This window comes from Streptomyces sp. NPDC002144, assembly GCF_053593695.1.
In genome coordinates this window covers 1-20,304 of sequence record NZ_JBSFDB010000059.1, presented here as the reverse complement: position 1 = coordinate 20,304, position 20,304 = coordinate 1, and the positions used below count along the sequence as shown (strand labels likewise).

General features: G+C 68.2%; 19 protein-coding genes and 1 pseudogene. 14 read left to right on the top strand and 6 right to left on the bottom strand.

The genetic code is table 11. The features are described from left to right. Window positions 1–2 precede the first annotated feature (2 nt). The 10 genes from ACWCQ1_RS44705 (at window position 3) to ACWCQ1_RS44660 (ending at window position 9,457) form a co-directional block, all read left to right on the top strand. Window positions 3–806: an ABC transporter permease gene (locus tag ACWCQ1_RS44705; protein WP_133042206.1), complete on the top strand. Its 804-nt coding sequence runs from the start codon at window positions 3–5 to the stop codon at window positions 804–806. A gap of 5 nt (window positions 807–811) precedes the next feature. Further along, window positions 812–2,044, top strand: coding sequence for an MCE family protein (locus tag ACWCQ1_RS44700; protein ID WP_133042207.1), 1,233 nt, complete (start codon window positions 812–814; stop codon window positions 2,042–2,044). Then, on the top strand, window positions 2,041–3,078 hold the full coding sequence (locus ACWCQ1_RS44695; protein WP_133042208.1) for an MlaD family protein: 1,038 nt from the start codon (window positions 2,041–2,043) through the stop codon (window positions 3,076–3,078). The genes ACWCQ1_RS44700 and ACWCQ1_RS44695 overlap by 4 nt, the downstream gene beginning before the upstream one ends. A gap of 263 nt (window positions 3,079–3,341) precedes the next feature. Then, window positions 3,342–4,322 carry an MCE family protein gene (locus tag ACWCQ1_RS44690; protein WP_451029202.1) on the top strand — a complete coding sequence of 327 codons (981 nt, stop codon included), beginning with the start codon at window positions 3,342–3,344 and terminating at the stop codon, window positions 4,320–4,322. An 8-nt stretch (window positions 4,323–4,330) separates the two neighbouring features. After that, a complete protein-coding gene (locus tag ACWCQ1_RS44685; protein ID WP_451029201.1) occupies window positions 4,331–5,437 on the top strand; it encodes an MCE family protein in 1,107 nt (368 codons plus the stop codon). Beyond that, entirely contained in the window at window positions 5,434–6,711 is a 1,278-nt protein-coding gene (locus ACWCQ1_RS44680) for an MCE family protein (protein ID WP_451029183.1), read from the top strand. The genes ACWCQ1_RS44685 and ACWCQ1_RS44680 overlap by 4 nt, the downstream gene beginning before the upstream one ends. Further along, complete coding sequence (locus tag ACWCQ1_RS44675) at window positions 6,708–7,985, top strand: MCE family protein (RefSeq protein ID WP_451029182.1); 1,278 nt, start codon at window positions 6,708–6,710, stop codon at window positions 7,983–7,985. The genes ACWCQ1_RS44680 and ACWCQ1_RS44675 overlap by 4 nt, the downstream gene beginning before the upstream one ends. After that, a complete protein-coding gene (locus ACWCQ1_RS44670; RefSeq protein ID WP_451029181.1) occupies window positions 7,958–8,482 on the top strand; it encodes a hypothetical protein in 525 nt (174 codons plus the stop codon). The genes ACWCQ1_RS44675 and ACWCQ1_RS44670 overlap by 28 nt, the downstream gene beginning before the upstream one ends. Window positions 8,483–8,523: 41 nt before the next feature. After that, window positions 8,524–9,210 (top strand): hypothetical protein, encoded by a 687-nt coding sequence (locus ACWCQ1_RS44665; RefSeq protein WP_451029180.1) that lies wholly within the window; start codon window positions 8,524–8,526, stop codon window positions 9,208–9,210. A 73-nt stretch (window positions 9,211–9,283) separates the two neighbouring features. Continuing rightward, window positions 9,284–9,457, top strand: a complete 174-nt coding sequence (locus ACWCQ1_RS44660) for a hypothetical protein (RefSeq protein WP_451029179.1) — start codon at window positions 9,284–9,286, stop codon at window positions 9,455–9,457. An 81-nt stretch (window positions 9,458–9,538) separates the two neighbouring features. On the opposite strand, the gene ACWCQ1_RS44655 is transcribed toward ACWCQ1_RS44660, so the two are convergent. Together ACWCQ1_RS44655 and ACWCQ1_RS44650 are read right to left on the bottom strand one after the other, a co-directional pair. Continuing rightward, window positions 9,539–10,606, bottom strand: coding sequence for a pentapeptide repeat-containing protein (locus tag ACWCQ1_RS44655; protein WP_451029178.1), 1,068 nt, complete (start codon window positions 10,604–10,606; stop codon window positions 9,539–9,541). An 81-nt stretch (window positions 10,607–10,687) separates the two neighbouring features. Further along, a complete protein-coding gene (locus ACWCQ1_RS44650) occupies window positions 10,688–11,131 on the bottom strand; it encodes a hypothetical protein (protein WP_451029177.1) in 444 nt (147 codons plus the stop codon). Between the two features lie 930 nt (window positions 11,132–12,061). On the opposite strand from ACWCQ1_RS44650, the gene ACWCQ1_RS44645 reads away from it, so the two are divergent. From ACWCQ1_RS44645 to ACWCQ1_RS44630, 4 genes are all read left to right on the top strand, one after another. After that, window positions 12,062–12,979: an NADP-dependent oxidoreductase gene (locus tag ACWCQ1_RS44645; RefSeq protein WP_451029176.1), complete on the top strand. Its 918-nt coding sequence runs from the start codon at window positions 12,062–12,064 to the stop codon at window positions 12,977–12,979. 156 nt (window positions 12,980–13,135) lie between these two features. Then, window positions 13,136–13,366, top strand: coding sequence for a hypothetical protein (locus tag ACWCQ1_RS44640; RefSeq protein WP_451029175.1), 231 nt, complete (start codon window positions 13,136–13,138; stop codon window positions 13,364–13,366). Beyond that, complete coding sequence (locus ACWCQ1_RS44635) at window positions 13,363–13,710, top strand: DUF1003 domain-containing protein (protein WP_451029174.1); 348 nt, start codon at window positions 13,363–13,365, stop codon at window positions 13,708–13,710. Before ACWCQ1_RS44640 ends, ACWCQ1_RS44635 begins: the two co-directional genes overlap by 4 nt. Before the next feature lie 40 nt (window positions 13,711–13,750). After that, complete coding sequence (locus ACWCQ1_RS44630) at window positions 13,751–16,252, top strand: flippase-like domain-containing protein (protein ID WP_451029173.1); 2,502 nt, start codon at window positions 13,751–13,753, stop codon at window positions 16,250–16,252. Window positions 16,253–16,307: 55 nt separating this feature from the next. On the opposite strand, the gene ACWCQ1_RS44625 is transcribed toward ACWCQ1_RS44630, so the two are convergent. The 4 genes and pseudogenes from ACWCQ1_RS44625 to ACWCQ1_RS44610 form a co-directional block, all read right to left on the bottom strand. Next, window positions 16,308–16,706 (bottom strand): hypothetical protein, encoded by a 399-nt coding sequence (locus ACWCQ1_RS44625; protein ID WP_451029172.1) that lies wholly within the window; start codon window positions 16,704–16,706, stop codon window positions 16,308–16,310. Between the two features lie 8 nt (window positions 16,707–16,714). After that, the gene (locus ACWCQ1_RS44620; protein WP_451029171.1) at window positions 16,715–17,362 is read right to left on the bottom strand and encodes a TetR/AcrR family transcriptional regulator; all 648 of its coding nucleotides are present in this window, start codon (window positions 17,360–17,362) and stop codon (window positions 16,715–16,717) included. Continuing rightward, window positions 17,359–19,209 (bottom strand): annotated as a pseudogene (locus tag ACWCQ1_RS44615) (CocE/NonD family hydrolase); the annotation flags it as partial. The pseudogene ACWCQ1_RS44615 and the gene ACWCQ1_RS44620, both read right to left, overlap by 4 nt. Beyond that, entirely contained in the window at window positions 19,118–19,885 is a 768-nt protein-coding gene (locus ACWCQ1_RS44610) for a SpoIID/LytB domain-containing protein (protein WP_451029200.1), read from the bottom strand. The gene ACWCQ1_RS44610 and the pseudogene ACWCQ1_RS44615, both read right to left, overlap by 92 nt. Window positions 19,886–20,304: the final 419 nt, after the last annotated feature.

Sequence of the window (20,304 nt, the reverse complement as noted above, 5' to 3'; positions counted from 1 at the left end):
GCATGGCGCTGTTCGACACTCTCGAGGCGCTGGGGCGCCAACTCTCCTTCTACGGCCGCTCATTGGCCTGGACGGGCCGGACGCTGCGGCGCTACAAGAAGGAGATCCTGCGGCTGCTCGCCGAGGTGAGCTTCGGCCGCGGCGCGCTCGCGGTCGTGGGCGGCACGGTGGGCGTCATCGCGTTCCTGTCGTTCTTCACCGGAACGGAGGTGGGCCTGCAGGGATACGCCGCACTGAACCAGCTGGGCACCTCCAACTTCGTGGCGTTTCTGTCGGCGTACTTCAACACGCGGGAGATCGCCCCCCTGGTGGCCGGACTCGCGCTCTCCGCGACCGTCGGCGCGGGTTTCACCGCCCAGCTCGGCGCGATGCGGATCAGCGAGGAGACCGACGCCCTGGAGGTCATGGGCGTGCCCTCGCTGCCGTTCCTGGTGACCACGCGGATGATCGCCGGCTTCGTCGCCGTGATCCCGCTGTATGTGATCGGCCTGCTGTCCTCGTACCTGGCCGCCCGCACCATCACCACCGGCTACTACGGCCAGTCGGCCGGCACCTACGACCACTACTTCTCCCAGTACCTGCCGCCGGTCGATGTCCTGTGGTCCTTCGGCAAGGTGCTCGTCTTCGCCATTGTGATCATCCTCGTGCACTGCTTCTACGGCTACTACGCCAGCGGCGGCCCGGCGGGCGTCGGCGTCGCGGTGGGCCGCGCGGTGCGGACCTCGATCGTGGCGATCAACGTCCTCGACTTCTTCCTGTCGCTCGCGATCTGGGGCGCCAACACGACTGTACGGATTGCGGGGTGAGCCGTATGAGGGTGCTGAGACTGCGGCTGTACGGCGTGGTGTTCCTCGCCGTCCTCGCCCTGTTGCTGTCGCTGTCCGTCGCGGTGTACCGGCAGGCGTTCACCCCGGTCGTGCGGATCAAGCTGGAGGCCGACAGCATCGGCAACCAGCTCGACCCGCGCGCCGACGTCAAGCTGCGCGGACTGCTGGTCGGCGAGGTGCGCTCGGTGCACGCCGACGGGACGAAGGCGACGCTCGACATCGCGCTCAGACCCCAGTACGTCGCCGACATCCCCTCCGACGTGCGGGCACGCCTGCTGCCGAAGACGCTGTTCGGCGAGAAGTACGTCGACCTGGTCGCGCCCGCGCACACCTCGGCCCGGTCCATCCGTGCCGGCGACGTCATCACCCAGGACCGCACCCGCGTCGGCATCGAGGTGCAGCAGCTGATGAACGACCTGCTGCCGCTGCTGCGGACCGTGCAGCCCGGCAAGCTCAACGCCACGCTCTCCGCTTTCGCAACCGCCCTCGAGGGCCGCGGCGACCGGATCGGCGACAACCTCACCCGCGTGGAGGCCTATCTGCACCGCCTCAATCCCCATCTGCCGTCTCTGACCGAGGACTTCGCCCGTCTGGCCGACGTCGCCGAGGTGTACGGCGATGCGGCCCCCGACTTGATGGAGATCCTGCGCAACACCGTCACCACCAGCCGCACTCTGGTCGAGGAACGGGACCGGCTCGCGAACGCGCTCACCACGACGGCGACGGTCGCGGACACCGCGGACGGCTTCCTCGACGCGAACGGCGACCGGTTGATCACCCTCGGCCGGGTCTCCCGCCCCACACTGGAGCTCTTCGCCCGCTACTCCCCCGAGTACCCGTGCCTCCTGGCCGGCCTGGTCCACGAGGAACAGGCCTCCGATCAGGCCTTCCGAGGCGGCAGGATGCACATCACGCTCGAAGTCGTACGGCAGCAGGGCGCGTACCAGCCCGGGGAGGAGCCGCACTACGGCGAGCACTCGGGGCCGAACTGCCGTGACCTGCCCAGCCCGCAGGTACCGTCCCCCGGAACGCACCTCAACGACGGCTCCAAACAACGGACTTCGTCCCTGCCCGGCGTCTCCGCCACCCGGGCCGAGCAGCGGGCCGTCGGATCGCTGGTGTCGCCGGTGATGGGCGTGCCGGCCGACGAGGTGCCGCCGGTCGCGACGCTGCTGTTCGGGCCGATGGCGCGCGGAACGGCGGTGAGTGTGGCGTGAGGACCACCCCGGCCCGGCAGACCGCGGCTCCCCTCGTCAAGTTCAGCGTCTTCGCGCTGGTCACGATCGCGGCGACGGCTCTGCTGGCCGCCACCATCGTCAACATCTCCTTCACCCCCGAGCGCACCTACCGTGCCGTCTTCAGCGATGTCACCGGCCTGGAGAAGGGCGACGACATCCGGGTCGCCGGGGTGCGGGTCGGCGAGGTCGAGGGCATCCGGATCAAGGACCGGACGCTGGCGGAGATCACCTTCACCGTCGGCGCGGACCGGCCGCTGCTCACCAGCACCCATGCGGTCATCCGCTACCGCAACCTGGTCGGACAGCGGTACGTCGCCCTGACCGAGGGCGCGGGCGACGGCACCCGGCTGAGGCCCGGGGCCACCATCCCGCTGAAGCGCACGCAGCCCGCGCTGGACCTCAACGCCCTGCTGAACGGCTTCAAACCGCTGTTCGCCGCGCTCAGCCCGCAGGACGTCAACCAGCTCGCCACCGAGATCATCAAGACGCTGCAGGGCGAGGGCGGCACCGTCAACAGCCTTCTGGTGCACACGGCTTCGCTCACCACGACGCTCGCCGACCGCGACAAGCTGATCGGCTCGGTGATCGACAACCTCAACACCGTGCTGGGGACGCTGGACAAGCGCGGCACCCGCTTCTCCGGGCTGCTCAAGCAGCTGCGGCGGGTGATCTCCGGACTGTCCGCCGACCGCAAGCCGATCGGCGAGTCGCTGGTGAACATCGGCGATCTGACGGACGCCACCTCGGGGCTGCTGACGGACGCGCGGCCGCCGCTGAAGACCGACATCGCCCGACTGACCGATCTGACCGGGACGCTGAACGACAACGAGAAGACCGTGGAGGGCGTGCTGAAGCGGCTGCCGAACAAGCTCAACGCACTGACGGGGACCGCGTCGTACGGCTCGTGGTTCAACTTCTATCTCTGCGACTTCGACGGCCGGATCGTGCTGCCGAAGACGAAGCAGGTGCTGAGCCCCGACATGCACGTGGCGAAGGCGAGGTGCGGATCGTGACGCGCAAGCAGCGCCCGGAGCCCCTGATGAAGGTGCGCATCGACCCGCCGAAGCTGCCGACCCTGCGGCTGCCTCGTCGAGCACCTCGCCCCAGCAGGCCGGAACCCCTGATGAGGGTCCGCATCGACCCGCCGAAGCTGCCTCGACCACGGCTTCCCCGGCGAGCATCACGCCCCGGCAAGTCGCAGACGAAGCGTCAGCCGATGATGAAGGTCCGCATCGACCCGCCCAGGCTCCCGCGCATACGGCTGCGGCGCCCTCGCCTGATCCCCTTCCGTGAGCGCAACCCGGTCGTCATCGGTGCCGTGGGCCTCACCGTCCTCGCGCTGCTGACGGTGGCCGCGTTCAACGCCGACAGCCTCCCCTTCATCGGGGACGGAAAGACGTACAGCGCGGCCTTCTCGGAGGCCGGCGGTCTCAAGCCCGGCGACGAGGTGCGGATCGCCGGGGTGAAGGTCGGCAAGGTCGAGGATGTCGACCTGGACGGCGACCACGTCAAGGTGACCTTCAAGGTCAAGGGCGACCCGGCTTTCGGCACGGAGACCGGTGCGTCGATCCGGGTCAAGACGATCCTCGGCGCGAAGTACCTGGCCCTGCAGCCGAAGGGGCCGGGCCGGTTGAGCCCCGGCAGCGAGATCCCGCTGCGGCGCACGGTGGCGGCGTACGACGTCGTGCAGGCCTTCAGCGACCTCACCACCACCTCGGAGAAGGTCGACACCGGGCAGCTGGCGAAGGCCCTGGACACCATCTCCACGACCTTCCAGGACTCGCCCGCCGAGGTACGCGCCTCCATCAAGGGCCTGTCGCGGATCTCCCGCACGGTGGCCTCGCGCGACAAGGCCCTCGGTGAACTCCTCGACCACGCGAACGGCACCACCGGTGTACTGGCCGACCGCTCCAAGGACTTCACCGCCCTCGTCAAGGACGGCAACAGCCTTTTCCAGGAGATCAGCAAGCGCCGTACGGCGATCCACAAGCTGCTGAAGACCTCGGCCACGCTCGGCATCGAGCTCTCCGGCCTGGTCGACGACAACGACAAGGAGATCGGGCCCGCCCTCAGGGGCCTGAACCGGGTGGTGCAGATGCTCGAACGCAACCAGTCCAGCCTGGACCGCAGCGTGAAGCTGCTCGCGCCGTATGTCCGGGTCTTCACCAACACCCTCGGAAACGGCCGCTGGTTCGACTCCTACGTCCAAAACCTCGTCGCCGCTCCGGTGGTCCCCAAGACGGGAGGCGGGCAGTGAGGAGGAACCTGGTTCTGGTCACCGTAGTGGCGCTGATCGCCGCGCTCACCTACGCGCTGTGGCCGCGCCCCGGGAAGATCCACGTCACCGCGTACTTCCCGCGCACCGTCGGCATCTACCCCGGCTCGGACGTCCGTGTCCTCGGCGTCCGCATCGGCGAGATCCAGAAGATCACTCCCGAAGGCAGCCGGGTGCGCGTCGAGTTCGAGTACGACGAAGGGCGAAAGGTCCCCGCCGACGCGAAGGCCGCGATCATCAACTCCTCGGTCGTCAGCGACCGTTACCTGCAACTGCTGCCGGTGTACCGGAAGGGCCCGGTCCTGCACAACGGCGCCGTCATCCCCGAGAAGCGCACCGCCGTACCCGTGGAACTGGACCGCGTCTTCGACAGCCTGCACACCACGGCGGACGCCCTCGGTCCCAAGGGCGCCAACAAGGACGGCTCCCTGTCGCGGCTGCTCGGCGTCAGCGCCGACAACCTCGACGGACAGGGCGAGAACCTCAACCAGACGGTCCAGGACCTCTCGCAGGCGGTCACCACACTGTCCAACGGGCGCACGGACCTGTTCGGCACGGTAAGGAACCTGCAGGTGTTCACGGCGGCGCTGGCGGCCGACGACAACAGCGTGCGGTCGTTCAACACCAGCCTCGCCACGGTCGCCGAGCAGCTCTCGGGCGAGCGCAAGGACCTCGCGGCGGCGCTCACGAACCTCGCCACGGCGCTGGGTGACGTGTCCGCCTTCGTGAAGAAGAACAAGAAGTCGCTGACCTCGGACGTGAAGGGCCTGAGCAAGGTGACCAAGGTGCTCGTCACCCAACGGGCCGCGCTGAACGAGCTGTTGACGGTCGCACCGGTCGGTCTGTCCAACCTGAACAACGCCTACAACCCGTCCTCCGGCACCCTCGACACCCGCAACAACGCCCAGCAGGCCCAGGATCCGGCCTCGCTCCTGTGCTCCCTGCTCAGGACGACGGGAGACGAAGGCGGCAAGAACCCCGACTGCAAGGAGCTGACGAAACTCTTCGACTCCCTGCCCGACCTTCCTACGCAGGGCACCGCGGTGACGGGCACGACCGACAGGACGCTCGGCGGGATCCTGGGGGCGAGCGCATGAGCATACGACGCTCGGCGGGAGCCTTCGCCTGGGCGGCGGCCGGCTCGCTGCTGCTGTCCGGCTGCGAGTTCAACGGCTGGTACGACGTCCCGCTGCCCGGCGGTGCCGCCGACGACGGGCACGCGTACCACGTCACCGTCGAGTTCCGCGACGTCCTGGACCTGGTGCCGCAGTCGGCGGTGAAGGTCGACGACGTGACCGTGGGCGCGGTCGAGAAAGTGCAGCTGGACGGCTGGCACGCGCGTGTACGGCTACGGGTTGCCGACTCGGTGAAGCTGCCCGCCAACGCGGTCGCGGAACTGCGGCAGACCAGCCTGCTCGGCGAGAAGTACGTGGCGCTCGCCGCCCCGACCGGCACGGCCCCCGTGGGCCGGCTGCGCGACGGTGACCGCATCCCGCTGTCCCGCAGCGGCCGCAACCCGGAGGTCGAGGAGGTGCTGTCCGCGTTGTCCGCGCTGCTCAACGGCGGTGGGGTGGCCCAGCTCAAGACGATCACCGTGGAGTTGAACAAGGCCCTGGACGGCCGGGAGAACCGGGTCCGGTCGCTGTTGAAGGAGCTGAACACGTTCGTCGGCGGACTGGACGAGCAGAAGGCGGACATCGTCCGCGCGATCAAGGCCGTCGACCGGCTCGCGGGGCGGCTCGGCAAGGAGAAGGAGACCATTGCCCAGGCCGTCGACACGATGCCGCCCACGCTGAAGATCCTGGCCGGCGAGCGGCGCAACCTGACGAAGATGCTCACCGCCCTGTCGAAGCTCGGCGAGACCGGCACCAAGGTGGTCGAGGCCTCGCACGACGACACGGTCGCGAACCTCAAAAACCTCCGGCCGATCCTGCGGCAGCTGAACAAGGCGGGCAGCGACCTGCCCAACTCCTTGGAGCTGCTGACCACTTACCCCTTCCCGCGCAACGCCACGGAGGCGGTCAAGGGCGATTACGTCAACCTCCACCTCACCGCGGACCTCGACCTCGCGGACCTGTACGGGAACGTGGCGGGAGGACACTCCGGTGGGGGCAAGGGTGGTTCGCAGCCGCCGGGCACGCCCGACGTGCCGGATCTCCCGGACGTTCCGGACGTGCCTCACCTGCCGAGCGTCCCCACGCCGACCGCGCTGCCGAGCACGCCGGGCCTGCCGACCCCCTCGGCCTCCTCGGGCGGCGGCGACGTGCTGTGCCCGCCCGTGTGCACAAGCGCCTACTCCACCGGCGCCCGCGCACCCGAGGGGATCGACCTCGCCCTCGCCGAGCTGATGCTGAAGGGGGTCCAGCCGTGATCACCCGTACCGTCAAGGCACAGTTGCTCGCCTTCGCCGCCGTCACCGCTGTCGGGGTGTCGTACGTCGGCGCCGAGTACACCGGCCTGGTGGACAGCCTCCTGGACCGCGGCTACACCGTGCGGGCCGACTTCGCCGACTCCGGGGGCATCTTCCCGGGCGCCGAGGTCACCTACCGCGGGGTGCCGGTGGGCCGCGTGGGCTCGCTGGGACTGACGGGCGACGACGGTGTGTCGGTCGCCCTCGACATCAAGGGCGGGGCGCCGCGCATCCCGGCGGACACCCTCGCCGTGGTCGCCAACCGCTCGGCGGTGGGTGAGCAGTACGTCGACCTGCAGCCGCGCACCGCGCACGGCCCGTACCTCCTCGACGGCAGCGCGATCCCGCGGGGCAGCACCCGGGTGCCGCTGCCCACCACCGACCTCGTCCTCAGCCTGGACCGGCTGGTGAACTCCGTCGGCCGGGACGATCTCCGGGTCACCGTCGACGAGTTGGGCAAGGCCTTCAACGGCACCGGCCCCGACCTGAGCCGGCTGGTGGACTCCGGCAACGCGCTCGTCGAGTCCGCGTCCGACTCGCTGCCCCAGACGATCTCGCTGATCGAGGACTCCCGGAAGGTCCTCAAGACGCAGGCCGACCAGGGCTCGTCGATCAAGTCGTTCGCGCACGACCTGGCGCTGCTCACCCGCCAGTTGAAGTCGAGCGACGGGGACCTGCGCAAGCTGATCGGCAATGCCGCGCCGGCCGCGCAGGAGGTCAACTCCCTGCTGAAGTCGACCGGTCCGCAGCTTTCGGTCCTGCTGGCCAACCTGATCAGCGGCGGCCAGGTCACACTGGCCCACCTGCCCGGCGTCGAACAGTCGCTCGTCACCTTCCCGGCGCTGGTCTCGGGCAGCTACACGGTCGTCCCGGGCGACGGAACCTTCCACTTCGGCCTGGTGGTGAACGCCGACGACCCGGCGCCGTGCACCCAGGGATACGGCACGACCCGACGGGACCCCTCGGACACCGGCACGCGCGCGGCGAACACCGACGCGCACTGCACCGCTCCACGCGGCAGCAAGACCTCGGTACGGGGCGCGCAGAACGCCCCCGGCGCACGCTCAGCTTCGGGCGGCGCGAACCAGGCGGCGTACCTCACGCCGTACGACCCGGAAACCGGCACCGCGACCGGCCCGGACGGAAGGCCCGTCGAGATCGGCTCGACGGGCGGACAGCAGACGGTGTTCGGAAAGGAGTCCTGGCAATGGCTGCTAGTCGGTCCTATGGCCTGACCGTGAAGGAACTCGGCGGGAACGGGAAGGCACTCACGGTCGGACTCGTCGTGGCGACCCTCCTGACCACGGCAGCCGCTCTCTGGCTGAGCCTGCGCCTCTACGACCAGCACGAGAAGGACACGCGGCGCCAGGACATCCTGTCCGCCGCCCGCCAGTCCGCCCTGAACTTCACCTCGCTCGACTACCGGCACTACGACCGGGACAGCGCCAACGTCCTCAAGAGCGCCACCGGCGACTTCAAGAAGCAGTTCAGCGCGCAGACCCAGGACCTGACCAAGCTCGTCGCCGAGAACAGGTCGGTCTCCGAGGGGCAGGTCCTCGACGCCGGCATCGTCCGCTCCGACGCGCACTCGGCCCGCGTCCTGGTGGTCGCCGACAGCAAGGTCACCAACACGGCCGTGCCCAAGGGGGAGGCACGCACCTATCGGCTGCAACTCGACCTGGTCCACCGGGACGGGCGCTGGCTGACCTCCGACGTCGAGTTCGTGGGCTGACCCGCAGCAGCGGTCGCACACCACCTGTGAGGAGTACGACGATGGCGAACCCGACAGCCCGCAGCCGCGCGATGAACGCGGCCGCCCGTGCGGCGGCCAAGCGCACCCGGCGGGTCGAGGACCCGAAGCAGCCCGAGGAACCCCTCACCGGGCGCACCCTGACGATCGACCCGCCGGCCGCGGACGGCTGGGAGGACCCGCCGGAGCCGTCACCCGAGGGCCTGACGGACGCGGCGCCGGCCCGCCCGTCCCGGCGATGGCTGCTCACCGCGGCGCTCGGCGCCCTCCTGGTCATGGGCCTGGTCGCGGTCTCGGTGCTCGGCTGGCACTACGGGCAGGAGCGGCGTGCCGAGAGCGCCCGGGCGCAGGCTCTGACGGCCGCGCGCAAGGCGGCGCCGGTCGTGCTGTCGTACGACTACCGGCATCTGGAGCGCGACTTCACCCGGGCGCGTGATCGGCTGACCGGGCACTTCCGGGACGAGTACGGGAAGACGACGGCGAGTGTGGTCGGGCCGACGGCGAAGAAGTACCACGGGGTGGTGAAGGCGTCGGTCACCGCGGCCTCCGTCGTCTCGGCGGCACCGGACCGGGTCACCGTCCTGCTCTTCGTCAACCAGGTCACGCAGAGCACCCAGGTCTCAGGCTCGCGCCTGGACCTGAACCGGGTGCGGATGACGATGAGCCGCACCTCCGACGGCTGGAAGGTGATCGCCGTGGACGCGCTCTGATCAGCCCCTTCGGCCGGCCGAAGAACACCACATGTGCCTCGTTCACCAGGCCCGACATCCGCTTGCGTCGTCGGTGGACAACGACATCGAGATCGTCGGAGGCAACCCGGACGACACCCTCGTCTACGACCGCGAAGTCTCCATCGAGGGCCTGCGCCGGCGTGACCTGCATGCCTGGTGGCAGGAGGCCCCGGGGGGTCCAGCAGCGAGGCTGCGGCCAGAGGGGCCCTATACCAACGACTCCTGACGAACCTAGAAGTCAACCGCTGAGGTGACCTCGATCGCTGCTCACTGGCCGAAGCGTCTCCGAGCAAGAATCGCACTGCGATCATCGATCGCCCGCCTCGCACATCGCGATACGGTTCTGGACCTCGGCCTTCCCGGCCACTGCTGCCGGCAGCCTCGTGGACCGGTAGATTCGCGCTTTGGTGACTTGAGTGGGTTCCAGATATCCATGCTGGGACTGCCTGTTGGTCACGGCAAGGTCTGCCTCCCTCAGGTCCGCGCGCATAAGGTCCGCGTCGCTGAGGTCCGTGTATAGGAAGCTTGCTCCACGGAGCACGGCACCGCTGAGCTTGGCTTCTCGAAGATCAGCTGCCTCCAAGTCTGCGACCTGGAGGTCGGCACCCCTCAGGTCCGCGCCACGCAGATCCGCGCCTCTCAAGTCGGCGAAACGAAGATTTGCCCCGCGAAGGTCCGCCATGCTCAGCACGGCACCGCGAAGGCTGGTCCCTTCGAACTTGGCCTCCCTCAAATCTGCAGCTCGCAGATCTGCCTCACGCAGATCACCTCCCCGGAAGTCCATATTGCGCAGATCGACCCATTCATCGGACAGGTTTCGTTTTGGCCTTCTGGCGATCACCGACAATGCCGCCCTCACGTCCTCGGACAGGAGCACCGACGGGGAATCCGCACGTGCGTTCGCAGAGTCCGTCAACTGGTCATCTGCCGCGGCCTGGTAGGTCCGTATGTACGCGGCAAGGACGCTGACGATCGTCGTGTGGTCTTTCGCGGAGTCGTGCATAATGCGCTGCAGGGCATAGATCCCGCCGAGCCGTTCGGTGCGGTTGTCGGACCCCAGCAGTTTGATCGCTTCCACGTAGCGATCGGTGACCTGCCCTTCGCGTTCGATCTCGGCTTGCACTCGGTCTTTGTCCCGCGTGTGCTGAAGCGTTCGATGCGTGTAGTACAGGCCGACCGCGGCTAGGACACCGGCCCCCAGGGCAGCCAGAGTGGTGCGGAAGCCGGTGATCACCACGCCGTCTGCCGGCTCGAGGCCCCGCGTGCGCAGATGACTTCCGTCCAACCACCAAGGGCCACGCCATAACAGCAGCGAATAGCCAAGAACCACAGTGCTGACGAGTAAAACGCCCCCGAGCCGCTTCACCAACTTCATGACGGACATCATGTCGGCGTCATGTCTCCGACGGGATCGGTTCCCCCGCATCCACACGAACGCAGGGGCTCGGGGGTCGGTTCAGCTGATCGCAACAGGCACGGGATCCAGGCGCAGCTTGGTCCGGCATGAGTGGACGGCCCGCGCCACCCAGGCGGTCACAGCGTCGCGATCGGCGGCGATCGCGTGGAGCTCACGCGCCTTCTCCTGGGCTTCGACCATCCACGGAGCCAGCGCCTCTTCTCGAAGGACTCGTTCAAAGTGATCGCGGGCCGTATCCGGGTCGCCAACCAGGGCGGCTGCGATCCCGGAGTCGAAGCTGTCCCACAAGAATCCCCGCCGCTCCGGCCTGGACGTCAGGTACCGGGCGACGTCCGGCAGAGACGAGAACTGCTCCCTCAGTGCGGCCATGTTCGCCGCCGCCTGCCGGCTGAGTTCGCGCGCCAGCGGCGTGAACTGGTCCTCGGTGCGAAACAGCTCGGAGCCGACCCGGACTGCGTCCACATGGAAGGCCAAGTAGTCCACGTCGTGCCACAGCCATCGCACCGACGTGCAGACCGCTACCGGCAATCCGCGACGGGGCGAACTCCACAACTCCCAGCCACCACCCCTGATCATCAATCCACAGCCGCGACCGCCCGCACTGGACCAGGCCAACCGGCTTCAGGCACTCACGCGCCGCCGAGGTGATGATCCGGAGCACCGGACTGCAATCCGCCATGACAGGCATTATCGACCGCCCCACCGACACACCGCCGGTTATGGCGTCAGGCCAACCGTGAGACCGACCACCTCCCCGACCATGCACCGATCCAACCCGTCGACGGGCAGCTACGCAAAAGCGACAGTCGCCCACCGGATTGCGCAGGCTGACTGTCGAGATGGCCGACACGGTCCGCCTCGCGGCACGAGCTGTCCTCGTTGAACAGGCTCCCGAAGACGCCTGCAGGGGGAGCCGTCCTTCCCGCGTAGCGGGATCACAGTGTCGTTGGGCCAGTGCTGGGGCTGCCAGCCGTGGCGGCCGCGGTCGGTGGCACCGCCGAATGCTTCTCGGGTGCAGCGTCGATGATCCAGACGTTGCGCTGCCGGTCGGCCAGGAATGCCGAAACGGCCAGGAGGAGGGCTCCCGCTGCAACGATAAGAGCGACCAGGAGAGCGCCATCGACGCCATGAGAGTCTGCGAGGCTACCGGAGTGCGGCGTCGTTGCGCACGCCGACCGCAACGCTTCCCACGTCCTCGCCCGCAGGGGCGAGGACGCGTGGACCGGGCGTGAGTCACGCGTCCCTGCCACCCCATAGGGGTGTATGGACGGAGGAGCCCACCCAGCAGCCAGCTGGGCGCTACCTCCAAACCTGGTGAGGGACCTTGTTGTCGTTCCCCTGTGGGCCCATCAGCCCACTCCATGGCTCGGGCGGCGCACAGAGCCGGCGGGCACGAGATATGCGGAGGTGCCAGTGAAGGCAATCGTCGCGACGGATCCGGCCGCGGAAGCAGCCGGGATCACACTCGCGGAGCGGCCTGAGCCGACGCCGGCGATCAACGACGTCGTCGTGGAAGTCCATGCGTCGGGCTTCGTCCCCGCGGAGTGGAAGTGGCTCTCGACGTGGGTCGACCGCGCCGGTCGCGATCGAGCCCCGGCGATCATCGGTCACGAGTTCGCCGGAGTGGTCACCTCCCTGGGCTACGGCACGACGGGGCTCTCGCTTGGACAGCGGGTGTTCGGGATCACGGACTGGCACCGCGATGGAACCCTGGCCGAGTACGCGGCCGTGGAGGCGCGCAACCTGGCGCCGCTGCCGGGGAACGTCGACTTCAGGGTGGGTGCGAGCCTGCCGATCTCCGGTCTGACCGCCTGGCAAGGTCTGTTCCAGCACGGTCGTCTTCAGGCGGGGCAGAGCGTCCTCGCCCACGGCGCCGCCGGCGCAGTCGGCTCTGTGGTAACGCAGCTCGCCCGGGAGCTCGGCGCCTACGTCATCGGTACCGGGCGGGCGGCGGACCGCCAGGCGGCGCTCGACTTCGGCGCGAACGAGTTCCTCGACCTCGCCACCGAGGATCTCGACGACATCGGCGGGGTCGACGTGGTCTTCGATGTCCTCGGCGCTGACATCCAAAGGCGCTCGGCGAGAATCATCCGGCCTGGCGGGACGCTGGTGTCGGTGGTCGGGCCTGTTGAGGCTCGCCCTGTCGACGGATTGGCGGTCGACTTCGTCGTCGAGTCCGTTCCGAGTCAGCTGGTGGAGATCGTCGACCGGGTGCGGGACGGGCGCCTTCGCACGCACATCGGAACCGTCGCGACCCTCGACGACGCCGTCCCTGCGCTCAACCCGACCGAGCGGCGCAAGGGCAAGACCGTCATTCGCGTGCGCTCCTGAGCGCCCTGGAACGGGCCAACAGCGGTGGTGGCTGGACGACGGTCGCCGTGCCGTCTTCCTGGTGCAGACGCAGGGCTCTCGTCTGTCCAGCCAGTACTCATCGCGGCGCCGTACGCCGACGGCGATTCCTTGTCGGACACCGGGCAGGGAGAGGCCATGGGCAGGGCGCCGAAGCGGCCGGGCGTTCGGATCGTCAACGAACAGGACGTTCTCGCGGGGATGCGTGCGACCCAGGACAAGATCGCGGACGGGATCACCGCCTTCTCCGGGACCATGACGTTCGTGTATCTGCATGCCGCGTGGTTCACGGTGTGGATCGTGTGCAACGAGGGGGTCTTCGGGGACGGAGCGATCTGGGACCCGTTCTCTTCTGACTGCTCACCATGATCGTCAGCCTGGAGGCGATCTTCCTGCCCACCTTCGTCATGGTGAGCCAGAACCGCCAGGCCGCCCGCGAGAACGTCCGAGCCGACCTGGACTTCGAGACCAACGTGCGCTCGGAGGTGTGGTCCATCCACATGAGCCGCGCCCTCGGCGTCGACCCCGTTGAGGTCGAGCGCCGCGTCCAGGAGATGCTTGCCGAGAACCGCCTGCCTGGACGGCGCCGCCCGGCCTTCCACGGGAGGCTGAAGGTCCCGGATCCCACTGCATCGTCTCCCCTACGCGGACCACGGTCGCGTGGAAGCATGGAGGCATGTCCGGCCGAGCCGGACTTGTGCCCGAGGGAGTGAGCGCATGCGTCGTTCTCGCACCTCAGCCGGGGGGCCGGCCATGACCGACCACCACGGCCCGGTGCTCTCCTCCGACCTCGTGGGCACGTCGGAGAGCGGGGCCCAGCCCGACATCGACGTCGCCGCGCCGCACGATGTGCGCCGGGCGGCCGACCTGCTGCGCCTGCTGGTGTCCCTTGCCGCGCTCGGAGTGACGGTGCTGCTGGCGGTCGCCACCCGCGACTTCGCCCGCAAGGCCCAGCAGGGCCTGCTCTCCGCGGCCACTGCGCTGTCACCGGGGTTGCGCGACGGCCTCGTCGGCACGGTCCAGGTGATCGCCATTGTGGCGCCGGTCGCCGCCTTGGTCGTTCTCGTCGTACAGCGCCGCGTGGACGCGGTGTTGCGCGTGCTGCCCGCCGCAGCCCTGGGCGCGGCGATCGCCTGGACGCTCACCCGGCTCGCGCTGTCCGACAGCCGCCCCGAGCTGTGGCCGGAGGTCCTGGTGGGCCGCGGTGGGCTGGTGCACGCGGGCTGGCCGTCGGCGGTGTACCTGGCGGCCTGCGCCTCGGCGGTCATCGCCGCCGGACCGTGGCTGCTGCGGCCGTGGCGGCGGGCGCTGTGGGCCCTGGCCGTCGGCTGCGCCGCACTCGGCGTGCTGGCCGCCTCGCTCGTCCCGCTGGACGCGGTGGGTGCCCTCGCCGTGGGCGGCACCGCGGGATCGGCGGTCCTGCTCATGGCGGGCGGTCCGGCCGACCGCCCGCCACCCCGGGCCGTCGCGGATGCGCTCGTCGCCTGCGGGATCCCGCTCGCCGCCCTGCGCCAGGCGCCCGCCCAGCGGCAGCTCAGGGGCGAGGGGATGCTCTACGGCGCCGAGACCACCGAGGGTGCGCGGCTGACCGTCCGCGTCCTGGCCGCCGAGGACCGCAACCGCGACCTGTTTTTCCGGCTCGCCCGGCGCCTGCTGCTGCGGCATCCCGCCGACCCCGGCGAGCAGACGGCGCTTGGCGCTGCCGAGCACGAACTGCTCATGCTGGTCTTCGCCGGCCGTACCGGCGCCCGGGTCGCCGAGCCCGTCATCGCCTACCCCGTGACCGGCTCGAGTGCGCTGCTGGTGACCGTCGGGCAGGATGTCCCCATCCCGGACGAAGAATGGACCGATGCGCTGCTCGGCGCGGCGTGGACGTCGGTGGCCCGCCTGCAGGAACACCGGCTGGCGCACCGGGCGTTGCGCCCCGAGCACATTGTGCTCGCCCCGGACGGCAAGCCGCGTCTGACCGCCTTCGCACGGGCGCAGCTCAACGCGCCGCCCGAGGTCCTCGGTGCCGACCTGGCCGAACTCCTTGCCACGACCGCGGTACGGGTGGGACCGAGCCGGGCCACGGCCTGCGCGCTGGCCGGGCTTGGCCCCACGGTGCTGGCGACCGCCCTGCCGTATCTGCAGCCGCTGGCCCTGGTCGGCCCCGCGCGACGCGAGGTGGCCCGTTACGACCAGGCCCGCGCCGGCGAGGCCGCGCAGGGGGGCCGGCGTCGCACCTTGCGCCCGGGTGGCCGGCCGAACCTGATGCACGACCTCGCGGAGGAGGTGCGCACGGCGTGCGATGCCCCGGCGGCCAAGCCGGCCCAGCTCGCGCGGTTCACCTGGAAGAGCGTCCTGGGCCTGCTTGGCGCGTTCCTGGTGCTGCACCTGGTGTTGCCGCAGTTGGCCAACGCTCCGGCCGCGTTTGACGCATTGCGTGACGCCGAGTGGTGGTGGCTGCTCGCGGTCATGCCTGTCACGTTCGTCTCGCAGGCGTTCTCGACCTGTCTGCAACTGGGCAGTGTCCCCGGGCGGTTGCCGTTCTGGCCCACGTACCAGGTGCAGTTCGGGAGTTCGTTCCTGAACCGGATCACCCCGGGCAACGTCGGCGGCATGGCGCTGAATCTGCGCTATCTACAAAAGACGGGCATCGAGACGGGGGCGGCGACGGCCTCCATCGGGGTGCAGAGCCTGGCCGGGGCGGTCTCCAACGCGGTCGTCGCCGCCGTGTTCTTCGCCGCGGCCGGACAGCACCACGGCGGGGTGCACCTGGACCTGCCCGCAGGCAAGTACGCCCTGCCCGTGATCGCGCTTGTGCTGGCCGCCGGAGGGCTGCTCGGCCTCACCCCGCCGGGCCGGCGCTTCCTGCGGGAGAAGGTCTGGCCGTTCCTACGCGCAGCCGGGACGACCCTGACTGGCATCGCCTCCGACCCCGCCAAGATCGCGATCGGCGTCGTGGGTGCGCTCGGCCTGCCGCTCGTCCAGGTCGTCGGCCTCGCGCTGAGCCTGCACGCGCTCGGCGGCGACCTTCCCTTCGTACAGGTGGGAGCCGCCTACATGGCGGCCCGTCTGCTCGCCAACGCGGCGCCCGTCCCCGGCGGCCTGGGCGCCCTCGAGGCCGGCTTGATCGCCGCCCTCACCGCATTCGGCGTCCCCGCCGGCCCGGCGACCTCCGCGGTCCTGGTCTACCGGCTGCTCACCTTCTGGCTGAACGTCCCGCTGGGCGGGCTCGCCCTGGGCTTCGTACGGCGACGCGGCTATGTGTGAGACGTACGAGCGCCGCCCCTGGCCTCCCTGAGTGCGCTCCCGCGGCAGGCTGTCGTCAGGGGCGGCAATGCCGAAACTCCGCCACGGCCTTTCCGAGGTCGTGTTCGAGTTCGCCAGGCTTTTGGAGACCGCGGTCGGCCAGGTAATCCAGGCGCTCGCGCGTTTCGGGCAGGGCGTTCAGACCCTGAAACGTGGCGGCGTCGGAGCGCACGTGTGCGTGGTCCGCCGGCGTCAGGTCATTGATGGCGCGCTTGGCTGCCCTGATGCCCTCGGGCGGGAAGCCGGCGATGCGCTTGGCCAAGCGATCCACGAAGTCGTCCAGTTCGGTGTCGGGGCAGGGCACACAGCCGATGCCGCGCTCCTCCAGCGCCGCGCGCACTCTTGGGCTGACGCCGTAGACCTCGTCACCCGTGACCCGGCCGACGCGGTGTCCGGCATCCCAGCCGGTCCGCATGATCGGCCTCAGGACCCCGGCCCCCGGCCCAACTCCGTGTCGATGAAGTGACGCAGATGCCGCCGCGCGTCCTCCACCGTCAACGGCGGTGTCTGGCGCAGGCGTTGCAGGGCCAGGCCGTCGGCCAGGGCGGCGAAGCGGACGGTGAAGCCGTCCAGGTCCGCACAGGTGAAGTCGCCCTCGGCGATGGCGCGTTCGGCGAGGGTTTTGATCTGCCGGTGCCAGCTCTCGTAGCGGCGGTCCTGGCCGCGGGCGAACGCCGGGTCCGGGTGGTGCTCGCCGACGTTCCAGTACTCGAACCACATCCGCCAGTGCCGGTCGGTGTCCTCGGTGAACAGCGCGTCGACCAGCAGCCGCAGCCCCTCCGCCCCGCTGGTGGCCCGGTCCGCGGCCTCGCTCAGACCCGTGTAGTACCGCTCGATCTGCAGCACCATCGCCTCGGAGAGGATCTCCTGCACGCTGCCGAAGTGGTAGGTGACCGTGCCGACGGACACCCCGGCCGCGGCGGCGACGTCCCGGACCCCGACCGAGGCGTAGCCTCGCTCGGCGATCAGCGGGACCGCCGCCTCGACGATGAGCTTGCGACGCACCTCGGTGGGCTGCCGGGTGCGGTCGGCGGCGGCGACGGCGCGGCGCGGGCTCTTCTCGGCCTTCATCCCGACGTCCTCGGGGTGGTGCGGTGCCATGCGCGCTTGGCCACTGTCTCTCCGTTCGCCCGTGCTTCGAGGTGACTGTCCATGACGAACTCCGTGGCCGTGGCCCGCAGTTCCGTCCGTGCGACGATCTCCGCGTCCCATGGGGCCCCGTCCTCGCCGCGGGTCAGCCGGATCGTCCACTCGGAGACGGCCGAGGCCGAGAGGGGGTCGTCGCTGCGGATACGGTACGTCTCCCGGGCGTTCTCCTCGTATCGCAGTCCGTCGGGGTAGGTGCGGGAGCCGCCGTAGCGCGGGTCGACCTCCAGGGTCCACTCCCCCGCCGCCACGTCATGGGTGACCAGGCGTTCCGGGCGCGGCTCGGACTCGACGTCGTAGGTCACCGGGAGCGGGGGCGCCTGTTCCGGTTCCTCGAAGCGGATCGGCGGCCCCTCGCCGGGCGCGCGGACGGGCAGCACAAGGGCGCTGTGCGCCGGCAGCAGGGTCAGCTCGCCTCGTTCTCCGTGCGGCCACACCCACGGCCAGTACGTGTCCGATACGGCGACCCGGATGCGGTGGCCGGGCGGGAAGGCGTACCCGGTCGCGTTCAGCTCGAACTCGACGTCCTCGTACGTGCCCGGCGTCCACTCCACCGCCTTGTCCCGTCCGTGCCGTGCCAGCAGGTTGAGTACGCCCCGGGTGACGAGGGTCGACGAGCCGTCCGGGGCGACGTCGCACACGCGGGCGATCACATGGGCGCGGGGGGTGGCGCTGTCCAGGCGCAGCCGGACGCGCGGGCGGCCCAGGATCTCGACGCGTTCGGTCAGCGGCGCCGAGTCCAGGCAGACCGAACGGCCGTCCTCCTCCCGCTGGTCGGGCGCCAGATCGCTCGCGTTGCCGAACGGGAAGAAGCGGCCCGCGTCGATGCCGGTGTGGTGCGGGGAGCGGATGATGGCCCTTGACCCGCCCTCCACGCCCAGCGAGCGCTGCTGCCAGGTGACCCGCGACGACGGCCACTCCGTATCGCCGACCCACCGGCCCGGCATCTCCTTGTACGACGTCGCGGGCGGGACCGGGTCGTTGACCCAGGCGCGCAGCAGCGGTTCGCTCATCGCGCCTGTGTCCTCGCCTTTCAGCCAGTGGTCCCACCAGCGCAGCGTCTCCTGAAGGAAGCCGATCGCCGGGCCGGGCGGCAGGCCGCGGTCGGGGTATTGGTGGGACCAGGGTCCGATCAGGCCGCGTACGCGGTCGTGCGGCAGGTGCTCCACCAGCCGCAACACCGTGTCGCGGTAGGGGTCGTTCCAGCCGCCCACCGCCAACACCGCGGCCTGTACCGCGCCGTAGTCCTCGCACACGCTCCCGTGCCGCCAGTACTCGTCACGCTGCTGGTGGGCGAGCCACGTGTGCAGGAACGGGTCGAGGGCTTCGAGGCGCTCGCGCCACATCGGCAGCCAGCGGTCGGCGCCGACGTTCGCCGGGTCCGGCGGGCGGGCGGCGAAGGCGAGCATGGTGCCGGCCCAGGCGAGCATGTCGATGCCGAGGACGGCGCCGCCCATGTAGTGGACGTCGTTGTCGTAGCGGTCGTCGGTGGAGCAGACGGTGACGATCGCCTTGAGGGGTTCGGGGGCCAGGGCGGCGATCTGGAGGGAGTTGAAGCCGCCCCAGGAGATGCCGAACATGCCGACCTTGCCGGTGCACCAGGGCTGCCGGGCGAGCCAGTTGACGACGTCGACGCCGTCCGCCAGCTCCTGCGCGTCGTACTCGTCGCCCGGTGTGCCCTCACTGTCGCCGTGGCCGCGGATGTCGACGCGGACGGAGGCGTAGCCGTGGCCGGCGTACCAGGGGTGGCGCTGGGCGTCGCGCGGGGCCGACTATTGCACGGATCTTAGATGCTGCAGTCCCATTCATTTCTAAAACTTTCTTCTCCGCAGTCTTACCATTGGCCATTAACAAGTAGTCCATTTTTAATGTTCCTTTTAAAACTCTTCCTCCAGCAGATAATGAAGTTAAGTCTACCCCTAGCTTGTGAATTTTTGCTATTTTAATCTTAGCAACATCATTTGTATACCCTTCGCTTACAAGCCATTTTTTAATATTAATCAGTACAGTGTTATCTGCATCTGCCTCCTTAAGTGTGTTCCACCATGTATCCGCTATTGCCAAATTCAATGTAGCGGGCAGTTGCTCTTGTTTCAGTTGAATCGACCATGTGAATTTGTCCTTTGTTGCAGGGTTAAAATCAAATGTATCCTCCTTAACTGCGAAGTAAGATAATGCTGCACCACCCCATACACTGCTATTTAATTCTGTCCAGCCTCCATTACTTGCAGAAAACACGGCATCTATTAATGCTCCATTATATTTTATTACCATTCCTTCTGTTTCCTTAACAGCAGTATCCGATCGAGCATGATTTGCCGAACTTCCTCCATATACTTGCTTTGCAATCGTATCTACCATATTACTATCATTCATATGTTTAATTGCATACGTTCTTGCAGCAACGGTTTGTGCCTTAAGTGCCTCCATACTCCAAAGCGCAGGCATTTCTTGAGGAACCACTCCTCTTAAATATGTTTCTATATCGACTTTGTTAATTGGACGAACATATAAATTACCGTTTTTTGTATCTTTTTCGATAACAAATTGAAAGGAACCATTGTATTTGCGACCATTAACAGAAAGAGTTCCATCCGTTTTAACAGGAGCTGCAGAAATGCTACTTTCCTTTTCTATCAATACCTGTCCTTTGCTTGTTTCCATACTCAACTTACTGTTACTAAGCTTTATGACAGCTTCTGTTCCTGAAGTGACCTTTACACCGTTCGAAAGCTTATATTCTCCATTAAAAACTACCGTAATGGACGTTTTATTACCAAGATAATTAACTAATTTCACTTCAATTGTTGGTATAGTTGATGCAGCCCTTATCTTTTCAGGATAAATAGCTGCTCCAAAAAATAATG

Excerpts from the sequence above, each read along its gene's own strand:
- ACWCQ1_RS44705 (WP_133042206.1), top strand. The coding sequence starts at position 3 with ATGGCGCTGTTCGACACTCTCGAGGCGCTGGGGCGCCAACTCTCCTTC.
- ACWCQ1_RS44700 (WP_133042207.1), top strand. The coding sequence starts at position 812 with ATGAGGGTGCTGAGACTGCGGCTGTACGGCGTGGTGTTCCTCGCCGTC.
- ACWCQ1_RS44680 (WP_451029183.1), top strand. The coding sequence starts at position 5,434 with ATGAGCATACGACGCTCGGCGGGAGCCTTCGCCTGGGCGGCGGCCGGC.
- ACWCQ1_RS44670 (WP_451029181.1), top strand. The coding sequence starts at position 7,958 with ATGGCTGCTAGTCGGTCCTATGGCCTGACCGTGAAGGAACTCGGCGGG.
- ACWCQ1_RS44665 (WP_451029180.1), top strand. The coding sequence starts at position 8,524 with ATGGCGAACCCGACAGCCCGCAGCCGCGCGATGAACGCGGCCGCCCGT.
- ACWCQ1_RS44655 (WP_451029178.1), bottom strand. The coding sequence starts at position 10,606 with ATGAAGTTGGTGAAGCGGCTCGGGGGCGTTTTACTCGTCAGCACTGTG.
- ACWCQ1_RS44640 (WP_451029175.1), top strand. The coding sequence starts at position 13,136 with ATGGGCAGGGCGCCGAAGCGGCCGGGCGTTCGGATCGTCAACGAACAG.
- ACWCQ1_RS44635 (WP_451029174.1), top strand. The coding sequence starts at position 13,363 with ATGATCGTCAGCCTGGAGGCGATCTTCCTGCCCACCTTCGTCATGGTG.
- ACWCQ1_RS44630 (WP_451029173.1), top strand. The coding sequence starts at position 13,751 with ATGACCGACCACCACGGCCCGGTGCTCTCCTCCGACCTCGTGGGCACG.
- ACWCQ1_RS44625 (WP_451029172.1), bottom strand. The coding sequence starts at position 16,706 with ATGCGGACCGGCTGGGATGCCGGACACCGCGTCGGCCGGGTCACGGGT.
- ACWCQ1_RS44620 (WP_451029171.1), bottom strand. The coding sequence starts at position 17,362 with ATGAAGGCCGAGAAGAGCCCGCGCCGCGCCGTCGCCGCCGCCGACCGC.
- ACWCQ1_RS44610 (WP_451029200.1), bottom strand. The coding sequence starts at position 19,885 with ATGCCTGCGCTTTGGAGTATGGAGGCACTTAAGGCACAAACCGTTGCT.